The following is a 15,628-nucleotide window of genomic DNA, read 5'->3' as shown; positions in this document are numbered from 1 at the left end:
TCGTTGTGTGGTGTGGCGAGGCCATCAGGCGGCCTTGCGCTCCGCCTGCTGCGCGGCGCCGTGCTGCGCCACCAGCTCGCGCACGCGCGGGATCAGCTCGCGGCCATAGTCGATGGCGTCTTCCAGCGGATCGAAGCCGCGGATCAGGAAGGTGGTGACGCCCAGTTCGTAGTACGCGAGCAGGGCCTGCGCCACCTGCTCCGGCGTGCCGATCAGCCCGGTGGAGTTGGAGCGCCCGCCGGTCTCGCGCGCGATCGCGGTCCACAGGCGCTGGTCGACCCGGTCGCCTTGGTCGGCTGCAGCGAGCAGGCGCCGTGCGCCTTCGCTCTGTTGCGGGCCGCCGCGGCTGTAGCCGGCCTGCACGCGCAGGGCGCGGGTGTGCTCCAGGATGCTGTCGGCGCGGGCCCAGGCTTTTTCTTCGGTCTCGGCCAGCACCGGGCGGAACGACACCGAGAAGCGCACCGTGCGGCCGTGCTGCGCGGCTTCGGCACGCACGCGGCCGGTCAGCTCGCGCACCTGCTCGAGCGACTCGCCCCACAGCGCGTAGACGTCGGCATGCTTGCCGGCGACGGCCAGCGCCGCTTCCGAGGCGCCGCCGAAATAGATCGGCACATGCGGCTGCTGCGCGGGCTTGACCTCCGAGAAGCCCTGGGTAAAGCGGTAGAACCGGCCTTCGTGGTCGAACGGCGCGGGCTCGGTCCAGATGCGGCGCAGGATGTGCAGGTACTCGTCGGTGCGCGCATAACGCTGGTCATGGTCGAGGAAGTCGCCGTCGCGCTGCTGCTCGCTGTCCGAGCCGCCCGAGATGAAGTGCACCCCGAGGCGGCCGCCGCTGAACTGGTCGAGCGTGGCAATCTGGCGCGCGGCCAGCGTCGGCGCGGTAAAGCCGGGGCGGTGCGCCAGCATGAAGTGGATGCGCTCGGTCACGCTGGCCGCGTAGGCGATGGTCAGCGTGGCCGACGGGCCGGTGGAATGGTGCGGCACCAGGATGCGGTCGAAGCCGGCCTGCTCGTGGGCCTGGGCAAACGCGCGCACATAGTCGCGATCGATCACCGGGCCTGACGGCGGATGGATCTCGGACTGCTTCTGGCTCTGGATCATGCCGATGAAATCGACGCTCATGCGCGTTCTCCTGTATTCGGTGAGGGCGGCAGCGTGACCGCCCGGATGGTGTTGGGCTGAGGCAGAAAGTACGACAGGCGCGCGCGCTCGCTAACGAATAAAAACGACGGTCCATATTCAATAAGCGTCGTTTTCGTAATGCGGTGCCGGCGCTACGCTAGGCGGCATTCGGTGCGGGCCGCGCGCCGGCAGCGCGCCTCGTCGTTGTCCTTCCCGGAGTCTTTTTCCATGTCATTAACGTCTACCCTGCGCAGGCTGCCCAGCAGCGAAGCGCGCCTTGGCGAGGTGCTGGCCGGGCTCTGCGCGCGCTTTGCCGCCAGTGCCGGCGCGCACGATGCCGCTGCCAGCTTTCCGCACGACAACTTTGCGCAGTTGCACGCCAATGGCCTGGTTGCGCAGGTGGTGCCGCACGCGCAGGGCGGCGGCGGGGCAGGCCTGGCGCAGGCGCGCCGCATCGTGGCCGCGGTGGCGGGCGGCGATGCCGCAACCGCGCTGGTGCTGACCATGACCTACCTGCAGCACCGCGCGATCGCCCGCGCCGATTCGCACTGGCCACAGACCGTGCGCGACCAGGTCTTTGCCAGTGCGGTGCAGGACGGTGCGCTGATCAACGCGCTGCGGGTGGAACCGGAACTGGGATCGCCGGCACGCGGCGGCCTGCCGGCCACGGTGGCCACGCGCGTGGCCGACGGCTGGCGCATCAGCGGGCGCAAGCTGTACAGCACCGGCATCCCGGCGCTGCGCTGGCTGGCGGTCTGGGCGCGCACCGATGAGCCTCAGCCGCGCGTGGGCGTGTTCCTGGTGCCCGGACCGGCGGCCGCCATCGCGGGCGTGCGCATCGTCGAAAACTGGAACCACCTTGGCCTGCGCGCTTCAGGCAGCCATGAGACCGTGCTCGACAACGTCTGGATCCCGCCTGACCACGCGGTCGATATCCGTCCGCCGTCAGCATGGGCGCCGACCGGTGCCAGCCAGGCCGACATCGACGCCAACGCCGACCAGCAGGGCTGGATGATCGTGCTGCTGGGCAGCCTCTATGACGCGGTGGCACGCGCTGCCGCCGCATGGATCGGCGATTTCGTTCGCGAGCGCGCGCCCGGCAGCCTGGGCGCACCGCTGGCCACGCTGCCGCGCGTTCAGGAAGCCATCGGCGAGATCGCCGCGTTGCTGCGGGCCAATCAGGTGTTGCTGGACGATGCCGCCGCGCGCACCGACGCGGGCGAGGCGCCCACGCCGGCCGACAGCGGGCTGCTCAAGTACACGGTGACCGGCAATGCGATCCGCGCGGTGGAACTGGCACTGCAGCTCTCCGGCAACCACGGCTTGAGCCGGAACAACCCGCTGGAGCGCCACTACCGCGACGTGCTGTGCAGCCGCATCCATACGCCGCAGAACGATTCCATCCTGGTCGCCGCCGGGCGGGCGCAGCTTGGCCTGTAAGCGCGGGCCTGCCTGGCCGTGCTATGTTTGCAGCAGCACCGCCCCGCGGAGGGCCGCAGCGCAGGCGCCCGCCGCGCCGGCAAACCAGAACGAGACACTCCGGAGTCATTCCCATGGGCAGCACCCCCACCCCCAACCCGCTCGCGCCGCTGCGCGACTTCATCACCGGCCTGGCCGCGCTGCTGGACCAGCAGCCGGACGAGCCCCGCATCCTGCGCGAAGGCGGGGCGCTGCTGGCAAGGCTGGTTGCGCGCGACAACTGGCTGCCCGATGCCTGGGCCCAGCCGCATCCCGAGTACTACCAGCAGCACCTGCTGCATTGCGATTCCGCCGAACGCTTCTCGGTCGTCAGCTTTGTCTGGGGACCGGGCCAGCGCACGCCCATCCACGACCACACCGTATGGGGCCTGATCGGCATGCTGCGCGGCGCGGAAGACTCGCAGCCATTCGTGCTCGACGCCGGCGGCCGGCCCGTGCCGCATGGCGACGCCGTGCGCCTGCTGCCCGGGCAGGTCGAGGCCGTGTCGCCCACGGTCGGCGATATCCACCGTGTCAACAACGTGCATGACGACCGCGTCTCGGTCAGCATCCACGTCTACGGCGCCAATATCGGCGCGGTGCGCCGTTCGGTCTATGCCGAGGATGGCACGCGCAAGCCCTTTATCTCCGGCTATTCCAACCAGACCCTGCCCAACCTGTGGGACCGCTCCCGCGAAGTTGCCCAGTCATGACCAAGATTACTGCTACGCAAGCTGCATCGGTTTTCCCGACCTATTCGCCCGAGGACGTGCGCAAGGCCCTGCTCAACCACGACGAAATCGCACTGATCGATGTGCGCGAGGAAGACCCCTTCGCGCAGGAACACCCGCTGTGGGCGGCCAACTTCCCGCTGTCGAAGCTTGAGATCGAAGCGTGGGCGCGTATCCCGCGCCGCGACACGCTGATCGTCGTCTACGGCGAATACGCTGGCACCGACCTGGCGCCGCGCGCCGCGGCCGTGCTGCGCGAGCTGGGCTATACGCGCGTGCATCTGCTGGAAGGCGGACTGCGCGCCTGGATCGACGGCGGCGGCGAGGTGTTCCGCGACGTCAACGTGCCGAGCAAGTCGTTCGGCGAAGTCGTCGAAGCCAGGCGCCACACGCCGTCGCTTGCCGCCGAGGAAGTGCAGGCATTGATCGACACCAAGGCCGATGTGGTGATCGTCGATGCGCGCCGCTTCGACGAGTACCAGACCATGAGCATTCCCACGGCGACCAGCGTGCCGGGCGCCGAACTGGTGCTGCGCGTGCGCGAGCTGGCGCCCGATCCGAACACGCGTGTGATCGTCAACTGCGCCGGGCGCACGCGCAGCATCATCGGCACCCAGTCGCTGGTCAACGCGGGCATTCCCAACCCGGTGGCGGCGCTGCGCAACGGCACCATCGGCTGGACCCTGGCTGGCCAGCAACTGGACCATGGCGCCAGCCGCCGCGCGCCCGCCGCGGTCAGCGATGCCAACCGCGACAGTGCCCGCCGTGGCGCGCGCGAGATCGCCGACCGGGCCGGCGTTCGCCGCATTGCGCAGGCCCAGATCGAAACGCTGCAGCAGCCCGGGCGCACTGTGTACCGCTTCGACGTGCGCACGCCTGAGGAATTCGCAGACAGCCACCTGCCGGGCTTTGTCAACGCGCCGGGCGGCCAGCTGGTGCAGGAGACCGATCATTCCGCTCCGGTGCGCGGTGCGCGCATCGTGCTGGCGGATGATGACGACGTGCGCGCCAGCATGACCGGCTCATGGCTGGCGCAGATGGGCTGGGACGTCTGGGTGGTGGAACCGGCGACAGCGGCGGAACGTAGCGAAACCGGCGCGGTCAGCGCACCGGTGCCGGCGTCAGCGCCGGTATCGACCGTCACTGCAGCCGAACTGGCCAAATGGATTGACGCAGGCGATGGCAGCACCGCTGTCCTCGACTTCACCACCAGCGCCAACTACGTCAAGCGCCATATTCCCGGCGCCTACTTCGTCATTCGCGCGCAGCTTGCGGACGCGCTGCCGCGCATCCCGCAGCCCAGGCGCTACGTGCTCACCTGCGAATCGAGCCTGCTGGCGCGCTTTGCCGCGGCCGACCTGCAGCGCCTGACGGATGCGGAAGTGCTGGTGCTGGAAGGCGGCACCCAGGCGTGGATTGCAGCGGGGCTGCCGCTGGAAAGCGGGGAAACGCGCCTGGCCTCGGAACGCACTGACCGCTACCGCCGGCCGTATGAGGGCACTGACAACCCGCGCGAGGCGATGCAGGGCTACCTGGACTGGGAGTTCGGCCTGATCGCGCAACTGGAGCGCGACGGGACGCATGGGTTCAGGGTGGCGTAGGGCGCGGTGGCAGGTTATGTTTTGAGCATGCCCGGGTAGTGCTCTTGCAGCCAGTTGTGCATGGCTGCCTCCCCATCCATCGCTGCATATCATGCACTGTCACTGCATGATATGCAGTGGTGCAGAGGCGAAAGGGAGCTCAAAGCTTAAGGAGGAGTCGCAATGCCTCCTCCACTTTACTCATGTAATCAGTCCCCAATCTCGCGACCGGCCGGCCGCCGATGAACCGGCGATTGGACACCGCTCGGACCTGATCGATCAGCAGGTCCGTCTCATAGGCCAGGCCAGGCAGCTTGCCCAGCGCGACCCGCAACGGAAAGCAATCCTCGCGCTCGATTTGTGATGTGCCCGGCACGATGATCGTGGTCGGGTGGCCGGCGTCGTTGAGCAAATCCGTCTGGATGACCAGCGCCGGCCGGTTGCGCTTGGCCGGCTCTTCCCGATGGGTCTGTGGGTTGAGGTCGACCTCCCAGATCTGCCCGCGTTTCAGCTCAGTCAAGCCCGTCTCCGGCCGATGCGTCCATTTCCTCGCTGGCGGCCAGGTGCTTTGCCGAGAGCTTGCGGGAAAGCACGGCGATACGGGAGGCCATTTCCCGTTCGTTCTTCTCGCGCACGGCGTCGCGGATGTAGTCGGAGGTTTTTTGTCCCGATGCCTTTGCCAGCGCGCGAGTCTGGTCGGCCAGTTCTTCGCCGGCGCGGAAGGACAAGGTCGTTCCTTGCAAGCCCTTTCAGGCGCCCGATCTCTCTACAGCAAGGGAACGAACGTAACGATTCCCTGTCAATCGTAATCGTTCAGTTACAATGCTGTCCTGCAGCATCCTGCCGGCCACGCCCCCGACTGGGGACGGCCGGCGGATGCCGTCAATGCCCCCGATTCAATGCGACTGTTGTTCCTGCTGCTGACTGCCATGTGCCTGTCGCTGCTCTCCTTCGGAGCAGTGGCGGACGCGCGCGCGGCGCTGCAGGCGCAGGCCAGCGTTGACCTGGTGGACCTGGCGGCGGCACAGCCTGTCGACGACCTGGGCCGCATCATCGTGCCCGGCGACGACGGCTTGCATGACGACGATATCTGCGACGACCCGCCCCCCGGGTATTGCAATATCTGGTCGGCGGACCTGCTTGACCCCCTCGACCTGCTCGACGAGATCGAGGAATCCAGTGCCCTGATTGCCTTGCCGCCAGTGAAGCTGCTGCTGCCCTCCGGCGATGTCGCCCAGCATCCGCCTGGCCGCGCCGAGCCGCCGCCTTCGGCCTTCTTCCGGCCACCCATTTCCCGCGCCTGAGCGTTTCCTGCGCCCGCACCGCACGCGCTGCAGCATGCCGCCTCCGTGCCGCGGGCCGCGCCCCCTTGCCTGATATCGCCAGCCTGCCTGTTGCCTGACCGCGCGGGCAAGCCGCTGCCGTTGTGCGTCCTGCCGTGATCGCGTCCAAGCGACCGCTCGCCCGGGGCGGGCGGCAGCATGGCGACAGGCAGCCGTATTGCTTGCTTTCCCGACTCATGACAACAACCAAGCTGACCCTGATCGCGTCGCTTTCGCTGATCGCGCTCGCCGCTGCACCGGCCCATGCCGGCGCACAAGGCGGGGTGTCCCCGAAGCCAACGGACGCGGCCGGTGCCGCGCCAGCCGCCCCCGCGCCCCTGACCAAACCTGCTGCCGCACCCATGCCGGGCTCCGCCATCCTGGCGGCTGCGGCGGTGCCGAAGCCCGCATCCGCCGCAGCGGCCGGCGCCCAGGCGGGACCCGCCTACTCGCTGCCCCAACTGCTCGAGCTGGCCCAGTCCACCAACAAGGGCGTGGCCGCCGCCGAGGCCGGTGTCGATGCCGCCAGCGCGGCAATCAGCAGTGCACGTGCCTATCCCAACCCGCAGGTGGAAGTGATGTACGGCCGCTTGTCCGGCAAGCAGCCGGGCGTGACCAGCGGCAATGCGCCCAGCTACGCCGTGGTGCAGAAGCTGGACTACCCGCACCAGCGCAGCCTGCGCGAGGCCATGGCCACCCGCGGGCTGGAGTCGTCGCAGGCCATGCGGCAAGGCTTCCGGGCCGACCTGGCCGCCCGCGTGAAGACTGCCTACTACGACGTGCTGCGCCGCGAGAGCGAGCTGCATGCCGCCGAGGAAGACCTGGCGATGATGCGCCAGATCCATTCGCGGGCGCGCCTGCGCGTGGAGGTGGGCGAGGCGCCGCGCTATGAACTGATCAAGGCCGAGACCGAACTGCTGGCCTCGCAGAAGAGCCAGCAGACTGCCGGGCTGCGTGTCAACCAGGCCAAGGCAGCGCTGCGCCAGCAGGTGGGCGGTGCCATGCCGGGCCAGTTTGCGCTGGCCGGCACCCTGGGCCAGTCGCCCGACGTGCCGCCGCTGCCGGTGCTGCGCGACACCTTGACCGCCAGCAATGCCGAGCTGGTCCAGCGCCGCATGGAGCTGGAGCGCGCGCAGCTGGGCGTGAACTACCAGAAGTCGCTGCGCTGGCCCGAGGTGGCGGTGCGCGCCAGCACCGACCGCCAGCCTGACAACAACGTCTCGCAGATCGGGCTGGTCCTGACCATCCCGCTGTGGGACCGCCGCAGCGGCCCGGTGGGCGAGGCCACGGCGCAGGCCACGCAGGCGCGCAGCGCCCTGGAAGCGCGCGAGTTCGAGCTGACGCAGGAGCTGGAAGCCGCCTACCGCCAGTACGAGATCAACCAGGCCCAGGTGACGGCGCTCGAGTCCGGCATCGTGCGCGAGGCCGAGTCGGCGCTGGGCGTGGCCGAGTCCGCCTACCGCTTCGGCGAGCGCGGCATCCTGGACTACCTCGATGCCCAGCGCGTGCTGCGCGGCGCGCGCAATGACCTGATTGCCGCCCAGTACGACCTCCAGGTGGCCGCCATCCAGATCGAAAAGCTCATGTCGACCGCCCCGGGCGCTACCGCAGCGCCGGGCCTGCAGCCGACCTCCACCATCGAACAGAAATAACCATGCGCCCCAATTTCCTGCTTTCTCTGACGGCCGCTGCCGTCCTGACGTTCAGCCTGGCGGCCTGCTCCGACAAACCTGAGCCCGTCGCCGAAGCGCCCAAGCTGCCGCCGGGCGTGATCCAGCCCGAGGGCAACCTGCAGAAGGGGCTGAAGGTGGCGCCGGTGGCTACTTCCCCGTTCAGCGAGATGCTGCGCGTGGCCGGCCGCGTCGACTTCGACGAGCAACGCGTGGCCCGCATCGGCGCCAGCGTGACCGGCCGCGTGACCGACCTCTATGCCACCCTGGGCCAGGAAGTGAAGGCCGGCCAGGTGCTGGCGCGCCTGCACAGCAGCGAGCTGGGCGCGGCGCAGATGGCCTTCCTGAAGAGCGAGGCCCAGACCGAGCTGCAGGGGCGCAACGCCGAGCGCGCGCGCCAGCTGTTTGCCGCCGACGTGATCGGCCGCGGCGAGCTGCAGCGCCGCGAGAGCGAACTGGCGATTGCCTCGGCCGAGATGCGCGCCTACCGCGACCAGTTGCGCGTGCTGGGCATGTCGCAGGCATCGATCGCCGAGCTGGCCAGGAGCGGCAGCATCAACTCGCATTCGCCGGTGTTTTCCAGCATCAGCGGCACCGTGGTCGAGCGCAACGTGGCGCAAGGACAGGTGGTGCAGCCGGCCGATGCGCTCTACACCGTGGCCGACCTGTCGCGCGTGTGGGTGGTGGCCGAGGTACCCGAGCAGCAGGCCGCCCAGGTGGCCGAAGGGCAGAGCGTCGACATCGAGGTGCCTTCGCTTGGCAACGGTGCGGGCAGCAAGAGCATCACCGGCAAGCTGATCTACGTCGGCCGCACGGTCAACCCGCAGTCGCGCACGGTGCTGGTCCGCACCGAGCTGGAGAACCGCGAAGGCCGCCTCAAGCCTGCCATGCTGGCCAGCATGCTGATCGCCGGCAAGCCGGTCGACCAGCTGGTGATCCCGGCCGCCTCGGTGGTTCGCGACGGCAACGACGAGCTGGTCTATGTCGAGATGCCGGGCAACAAGTACCGCCTCACCAAGGTCAAGCTGGGCGCCGAGAGCGACGGCATGCGCGTGGTGCAGAACGGTGTGAAGGCCGGCGACCGCATCGTGGTCGATGGTGCCTTCCATCTCGACAACGAGCGCAAGCGCCTCGAGCAAGGGTAATCGGCCATGATGAAATCCCTAGTCGAAGCCGCCATCAAGCAGCGGCTGGTGGTGTGCGTGATTGCCGTGGTGCTGTTCTTCTTCGGCCTGCGCGCTGCCACCAAGCTGTCGGTGGATGCTTTCCCCGATGTCACCAACGTGCAGGTGCAGATCGCCACCGAAGCCGCGGGCCGCTCGCCCGAGGAAGTCGAGCGTTTTGTCACCGTGCCGGTGGAAATGGCCATGACCGGCCTGCCCGGCCTGGAAGAGATGCGCTCGCTGAACAAGGCGGGCCTGTCGCTGATCACGCTGGTGTTTACCGACGCCACTGACGTGTACTTTGCCCGCCAGCTGGTGATGGAGCGCCTGATCGAAGTGGGCGGGCGCATGCCGGAAGGCGTGTCGCCGGTGCTGGGCCCGGTTTCCACCGGCCTGGGCGAGGTCTACCAGTACACGCTGGACCGTGCCGACGACGGCAACCGCGAACTGACGCAGGAAGAGCTGGCCGAGCGCCGCATCGCCCAGGACTGGGTGGTGCGCCCGCTGCTGCGCTCGATTCCGGGCGTGGCCGAGATCAACTCGCAGGGCGGCTACGTGCGCCAGTACCAGGCGCTGGTCAACCCGGAACGCATGCGCCACTACCAGATCTCGACCCAGCAGGTGTATGAGGCGCTGGCGCGCAACAACGCCAACTCCGGCGGCGGCGTGCTGCCGCATTATGCCGAGCAGTACCTGATCCGCGGCGTGGGCCTGGCCCGCGGCGTGGATGACCTGGGCAGCATCGTGCTCAAGGAGATCAACGGCACGCCGGTGTACCTGCGCGACGTGGCCAACGTCACCATCGGGCATGAGGTGCGCCAGGGCGCGCTGGTCAAGAACGGCCAGACCGAGGCGGTCGGCGGCATCGTCATGATGATGCGCGGCGGCAATGCCAAGGAGGTGGTCAGCCGCGTGAAGGCGCGCGTGGCCGAGATCAACGAGCGCGGCATGCTGCCGGGCAAGCTGCAGATCGTGCCGTACTACGACCGCAGCGAACTGGTCGACTCCGCACTGTGGACCGTGACCAAGGTGCTGCTGGAAGGCGTGGTGCTGGTGGTGATCGTGCTGTTCCTGTTCCTGGGCGACGTGCGCTCGTCGGTGATCGTGCTGGCCACGCTGGTATTGACGCCCTTGCTGACCTTCATGGTGATGAACGAGGTGGGCCTGTCGGCCAACCTGATGTCGCTGGGGGGGCTGGCCATCGCCATCGGCCTGATGGTGGACGGCTCGGTGGTGGTGGTCGAGAACGCGTTCGAGCGGCTCGGCCACAAGGAGCCGGGCCTCACCAAGACCGAGATCCTGGTCAAGGCCGTGCAGGAGGTGGCCACGCCGGTGATCGTGGGCGTGGGCATCATCATCCTGGTGTTCCTGCCGCTGATGACGCTGTCGGGCATGGAAGGCAAGATGTTCGCGCCGCTGGCGTTCACCATCTCGATCGCGCTGGCGATCTCGCTGTTCCTCTCGCTGACGCTGTCGCCGGTGCTGTCGTCGTACCTGCTCAAGGGCGGCGCCGAGCACGACACGCATGTGATCGCCTTCATGAAGCGCCACTACCTGCGCCTGCTGCACTGGGCGCTGGGCAACAGCCGCAAGACGGTGATCTGCGCGGTGGCGGCCTTCGTTGCCACGGTGGCGATCGTGCCGCTGCTGGGCACCTCGTTCATTCCGGAGATGAAGGAAGGCTCGATCGTGCCCGCGCTCGACCGCGTGCCCAACATCTCGCTGGAAGAGTCGATCAAGCTGGAGAAGGAAGCCAACAAGCTGGTGCTGAGCGTGCCGGGCGTGAAGTCGGTGGTGTCCGGCGTGGGCCGCGGCGAAAGTCCGGCCGACCCGCAGGGCCAGAACGAGTCGACTCCGATCGCCAGCCTTAAGGACCGCGGCGAGTGGCCCGACGGCTGGACCCAGGACGATATCGCCAACGCCATCCGCGAAAAGCTCAAGGCCATTCCCGGCGTGCAGATCGTGATGGCGCAGCCGATCTCGGACCGTGTCGACGAAATGGTCAGCGGCGTGCGTTCTGACGTGGCGGTGAAGGTGTTCGGCGACGACCTGGACAAGCTGCGCGAGCTGGCGGGCGAGATTTCGCGCGTGGCCGGCGGCATCCAGGGCTCGCAGGATATCCGCATCGAGCGCGTGTCGGGGCAGCAGTACCTGTCGATCGAGATCGACCGCCAGGCGATTGCGCGCTACGGGCTGAACGTGTCCGACATCCATGACGTGATCGAGATTGCCATCGGCGGCAAGCGTGCCACGGACATCTTCGAAGGCGAGCGCCGCTTTGCCGCGGCGGTGCGCCTGCCGGAGGAGTTCCGCAACAACGAGCAGGCCATCCGCCAGCTGCTGGTGTCCACCCCCAACGGCACCCAGGTGCCGCTGCAGAGCGTGGCCAAGATCGAGGTCAACGACGGTCCGGCCCAGATCAGCCGCGAAATGGCCAAGCGCCGCGTGGTGGTGATGATCAACGTGAAGGACCGCGACCTCGGCGGCTTCGTGGCCGAGCTGCAGCAGGCCACCGACGCCAAGGTGAAGTTGCCCGAAGGCTACTACCTGGAGTGGGGCGGCCAGTTCCAGAACATGGAACGCGCCATGGGCCACCTGAAGATCATCGTGCCGGTGACCATCGCCGCGATCTTCTTCCTGCTGTTCCTGCTGTTCAACTCGCTGCGCTTTGCCACGCTGATCATCACGGTGCTGCCGTTTGCCTCCATCGGCGGCATCATCGGGCTGTTCGTCACCGGCGAATACCTGTCGGTGCCGGCCTCGGTGGGCTTTATCGCGCTGTGGGGCATGGCGGTGCTGAACGGGGTGGTGCTGGTGTCGTATATCCGCACGCTGCGCGACTCGGGTTTGTCGCTCGATGAAGCGGTGGTGCAGGGCGCGACCCAGCGTTTCCGCCCGGTGATGATGACCGCGACCATTGCGATGCTGGGCCTGGTGCCGTTCCTGTTCTCGACGGGGCCGGGCTCGGAAGTGCAGCGTCCGCTGGCGGTGGTGGTGATCGGCGGGCTGATTACGTCGACGCTGCTGACGCTGGTGATGGTGCCTACGCTGTATCGCTGGTTTGACGATCGCAAGCCGGATCCGACCAGGGATGTGCCGGTGTAAGGCAGCACAGACCTTCAAGTCCCGCTGGTTTGCTCCCTCTCCCGCAAGCGGGAGAGGGAGCACGCAAGTGGTCATTCAGAACCCTGCGCGCTTGCCAGCCGTTACAAGACAAACGCCCCATGCTTGGCATGGGGCGTTTCTTTTTTGCACAGCCGCCTTATTCAATAGCCGTAATACGGCTGCTGCTGTTCGTAATACCCCGACGGCTGCGGGCCGCAAGGCACATAGGCACGGTCGTAGTCGCGGTAGCAATACCCCGGCGGCGCTGCCGGCGGTGCGTATGAGACGGGAGCCGGCGCGTAGGTCACCGGAGCCGGTGCGTACGTGACGGGGGGCGGTGCCGCCATGACCGGCGTCGAGGCCAGGGCCGCGCCAAAGGCCAGGCCGACCAGCGCGCCGACAGCCAGCACCGCTCCGGCATTCGAGCCGCCGCCGTGGTGGTGGTGGCGGCCGCGCGCGGATGCCGGGCCGGCTGCCACCAGCGCCACGCTCAGGGCAACCGCTGAAACGATTCGGGTGGAGGGGCGCATATCGGACTCCTTCTGATGCAGCTTGTGTGCATTCATGATGCACGCAAAGCGCCCCTCAAGGTGTTTCTGCGCGGCCGGCGACTTGTTAGGGTTGTAACGGCTGCTTTAATGCCGGTCAGCCGGCGGCCAGCGCGCGCTCGGGCTCCTGCCCGAATGGCGGCATGTTTTCCAGCCGCAGCGATTGCGGCACCGACAGCGAGATGTCCGCGGCGCGCAGGCGCTTGAGGATTTCGAACAACAGGTCGCTGCGCGTGTTGGCGGCGATGCGCGGGCTGCCGACATAGCCCGTCACCGACAGCGTGATGCCGTTGGGCGCCAGCTGGCTGAACATGACCGAGGGTGCCGGCACGTCCAGGATGCTCTCGTTCTCGCGGTAGACGTCCAGCAGCAGGTCGCGCAGCTGTTCGGGGTCGGTATTCAGGGGGAAGGTAAGTTGCAGCGACGCCACTCCCTGGGTGCTGTTGCTCATGGTCACGTTGCGCAGGTTCTGCGAGATCAGCTGCGAGTTGGGCACGATCACGGTGGAGCGGTCGCCCAGCTGGATTTCGGTAGCGCGCACGTTGATGCGGCGGATATCGCCCTCCACGCCGGCAATGCTGACCATGTCGCCCACCTTGACCGGACGCTCGGTCAGCAGGATCAGGCCGGAGACGAAGTTCTTCACGATCTCCTGCAGGCCGAAGCCGATACCCACCGACAGCGCGCTGACGATCCACGCCAGGTTGTCCCAGCGCACGCCCAGCAGCGACAGCACCAGCAGCACCAGCAACACGTAGCCGACATTGCTGTACAGCGTAATCAGCGAGGCGCGCAGGCCCGGCTCCTTGCAGACCTTGGGCAGCAGTTCTCCATCGAGCCAGCGCCGCACCGAGCGCAGCAGCCAGATGCCGACCCCGAGAGCGACCAGCGCATTCAGGATGCGGTCGGGCATGATGTTGAGGCTGTGCAGCTTCTCGCCGCCCAGCACCATTACCAGGCTGTTGAGCAGGTCCGCGGGTGTGGTGCCGAAGCCGCCGGTCAGCAGCGCCAGCACCGCCACCAGCAGCAGCACGCTGGCGCCGATGCCTGACAGGATGGTGGAGGCCTGCTCCAGGTGCGAATCGTCCACGCCGAACAGCTGCTTGATGACACGGCCGCTGGCGTAGTTGGTCGAGAGCAGGCTTTCGCAGACGTCGCGCGTGACCTGGGTCAGCAGGTACAGGCTGCACAGCACGATGTCGAACCAGACCAGCTCGTAGGTCAGGAAGCGCGCAAAGCTGATGTAGCCGGCCAGCAGCGCCACCACCGACACCAGCACGATGACCGACACGCCGGCGTGGATCATGCCCGCCAGCGTGGCGCGCGCCTCGGGCCGCTCGCCGGCGGCCGCCAGCAGGTTGCGCACGCGATTGGCGCGCAGTAGCGCGGCGCCGATGGTCAGCACTACCACCAGCGAGACCAGCCCGCGTCCCAGCAGCGTGACCTGCACGCTGGTATCGGCAATGCGGTTCAGCTGCTCGAGCGTGCCGGCCAGCAGCAACAGGCCGGCCAGCACGGCGGGGAACGGCTTCATCGCCAGCGCCACCGGATCGGCCAGCGCCGGCAGGCGCCAGGAGGGATGGCGCGTGCACAGCAGCGCGCGCCCCAGGCCCGCGATCAGCGCGCTGGTCAGCGTCAGCTTGAGCAGCTGGCCGTACAGCTCGACCAGGTCCGGCGGCAGTTCATAGCTGCGCGTGAAGGCGTTGTAGACCAGCTGCACCGCCAGCCCGGTGGTGCACACGGTGGCCAGCGTGGTGGACAGTGCCAGGGCGCTGCGGCGCAGGCGCGTCTCCGGCAGCTTGTGCAGGCAGAACCACGCCAGTGCCCGTTCCGCCAGGCGCCGGCCCAGGGTCCATACCGCCAGGGCCAGCAACAGCAAGGCGATGGTGGCGGCGCGCTGTGACGGCTGCCAGGCCAGTTGCGCCATCGGCACCACCTGGTCGGTAAAGGTGGCCAGGCGCGCCTGGTCTTCCTGTGTCGGGCTGACCAGCGGCTTCCAGAACTGCGGGTTCAGGATGCTCTCGGAGCGCAGCGCGAGCTGGTCCTTCATCTGGCCGCGCTGCAGCCGCGCCAGCTGGTCGCTCAGGTTGGCGATGTTCGCCTTGCTCTCTCCTGCCTGCTTGAGTTGTGCGTCAAGCTGGGCACGGCGCGCATTCAGATCGGCGCGCTGCCTGACCACCGCCGGCGCTTCCTTGGTGGTGGCGGCCGCCGGTGGCGGGCCCAGCACGTCCAGCTGCGCCTGCAGCTGCGCCCGCTGCGGCGTCAGCGCCGAAGACAGCTTGTCGACGTCGGCATCGAGCTTCTGCAGCGTTTCTTCGAGTTCATGCAGCCTGGTGTTGCCTTCCGGGTCGGAGGCCTGCTGCTTGATGCGGTCCTGCTCGGTCTGCAGGCGCTTGAGTTCGGCGGCGGCCTCGCCGTGGCTGATGGCGGGCGCCTGCTGGGCGCCGGCCTCGGAAGCCGCTTCTGGTGCCGGGGCGGCCAGTGCGGCCGGCGTCAGGTGGCATAGCGCAGCGAGCGCAAGGCCCAGTGCGAGCCGTGAAACTTTGCTCATGGCGGAATCTCGTCGGATGGTGACTTGCGGCGGCTCCGGCATCGGCAACGGCATCGCGCTGGCACGCGTCGGGTGCGGCGGCGATGGGATGCGGGAACGGCCGGAGCACCGGCAATGAACACGGGAAGGGAGCCGCTCGCTGGCGCTCCCTTCAGCGAAGTCTGGTCAGGGCACGAAGCGCGGCGGGCTGCCTGGCAGGCCGGTGTGCGGGACACGGGACGTGCTGACCGATGGCGGCGGGACCAGAGGACACGAAAAACGGCCTTGCCGCGGTTCGCGAAATTATACGAAAGCGGATACGCCACCCAGCCGTTCCTTGTGTCGGATAGCGCACGGGGTGACATTTTGATACGGATACGCGCGCGGTGGCGCGTGGTC

12 protein-coding genes are annotated in these 15,628 nt (G+C 68.1%); 7 read left to right on the top strand and 5 right to left on the bottom strand.

The window, feature by feature from the left end:
- Positions 1–24 precede the first annotated feature (24 nt).
- Positions 25–1,122, bottom strand: a complete 1,098-nt coding sequence (locus tag AC3WRI_RS06510) for an LLM class flavin-dependent oxidoreductase (RefSeq protein WP_492292882.1) — start codon at positions 1,120–1,122, stop codon at positions 25–27.
- A gap of 228 nt (positions 1,123–1,350) precedes the next feature.
- Between AC3WRI_RS06510 and AC3WRI_RS06505 the strand changes: the two genes are divergently transcribed.
- From AC3WRI_RS06505 to AC3WRI_RS06495, 3 genes are all read left to right on the top strand, one after another.
- A complete protein-coding gene (locus tag AC3WRI_RS06505; protein ID WP_011617514.1) occupies positions 1,351–2,562 on the top strand; it encodes an acyl-CoA dehydrogenase family protein in 1,212 nt (403 codons plus the stop codon).
- Positions 2,563–2,675: 113 nt separating this feature from the next.
- A complete protein-coding gene (locus AC3WRI_RS06500) occupies positions 2,676–3,293 on the top strand; it encodes a cysteine dioxygenase family protein (RefSeq protein ID WP_454749679.1) in 618 nt (205 codons plus the stop codon).
- The gene (locus tag AC3WRI_RS06495; RefSeq protein WP_492292880.1) at positions 3,290–4,912 is read left to right on the top strand and encodes a rhodanese-related sulfurtransferase; all 1,623 of its coding nucleotides are present in this window, start codon (positions 3,290–3,292) and stop codon (positions 4,910–4,912) included. The genes AC3WRI_RS06500 and AC3WRI_RS06495 overlap by 4 nt, the downstream gene beginning before the upstream one ends.
- Positions 4,913–5,051: 139 nt before the next feature.
- On the opposite strand, the gene AC3WRI_RS06490 is transcribed toward AC3WRI_RS06495, so the two are convergent.
- Positions 5,052–5,411 (bottom strand): type II toxin-antitoxin system PemK/MazF family toxin, encoded by a 360-nt coding sequence (locus tag AC3WRI_RS06490; protein ID WP_011617512.1) that lies wholly within the window; start codon positions 5,409–5,411, stop codon positions 5,052–5,054.
- A complete protein-coding gene (locus AC3WRI_RS06485; protein ID WP_037023349.1) occupies positions 5,404–5,634 on the bottom strand; it encodes an antitoxin in 231 nt (76 codons plus the stop codon). Before AC3WRI_RS06485 ends, AC3WRI_RS06490 begins: the two co-directional genes overlap by 8 nt.
- Before the next feature lie 156 nt (positions 5,635–5,790).
- On the opposite strand from AC3WRI_RS06485, the gene AC3WRI_RS06480 reads away from it, so the two are divergent.
- From AC3WRI_RS06480 to AC3WRI_RS06465, 4 genes are all read left to right on the top strand, one after another.
- Positions 5,791–6,195, top strand: coding sequence for a hypothetical protein (locus AC3WRI_RS06480; RefSeq protein ID WP_010810337.1), 405 nt, complete (start codon positions 5,791–5,793; stop codon positions 6,193–6,195).
- A gap of 215 nt (positions 6,196–6,410) precedes the next feature.
- Positions 6,411–7,865, top strand: coding sequence for a TolC family protein (locus AC3WRI_RS06475; RefSeq protein WP_492292878.1), 1,455 nt, complete (start codon positions 6,411–6,413; stop codon positions 7,863–7,865).
- 2 nt (positions 7,866–7,867) lie between these two features.
- Complete coding sequence (locus AC3WRI_RS06470) at positions 7,868–9,028, top strand: efflux RND transporter periplasmic adaptor subunit (RefSeq protein ID WP_058696508.1); 1,161 nt, start codon at positions 7,868–7,870, stop codon at positions 9,026–9,028.
- A 6-nt stretch (positions 9,029–9,034) separates the two neighbouring features.
- Positions 9,035–12,151, top strand: coding sequence for an efflux RND transporter permease subunit (locus tag AC3WRI_RS06465; protein WP_010810334.1), 3,117 nt, complete (start codon positions 9,035–9,037; stop codon positions 12,149–12,151).
- 161 nt (positions 12,152–12,312) lie between these two features.
- Here AC3WRI_RS06465 and AC3WRI_RS06460 read toward each other — a convergent pair whose 3' ends face one another.
- Both AC3WRI_RS06460 and AC3WRI_RS06455 read right to left on the bottom strand, forming a co-directional pair.
- The gene (locus AC3WRI_RS06460) at positions 12,313–12,681 is read right to left on the bottom strand and encodes a hypothetical protein (protein ID WP_011617510.1); all 369 of its coding nucleotides are present in this window, start codon (positions 12,679–12,681) and stop codon (positions 12,313–12,315) included.
- Between the two features lie 115 nt (positions 12,682–12,796).
- Positions 12,797–15,250, bottom strand: a complete 2,454-nt coding sequence (locus AC3WRI_RS06455) for a DUF3772 domain-containing protein (protein ID WP_492292876.1) — start codon at positions 15,248–15,250, stop codon at positions 12,797–12,799.
- Positions 15,251–15,628: the final 378 nt, after the last annotated feature.

It is taken from the genome of Cupriavidus sp. FW305-27 (assembly GCF_058787995.1).
This window is presented reverse-complemented; position numbering and strand designations above follow the sequence as displayed.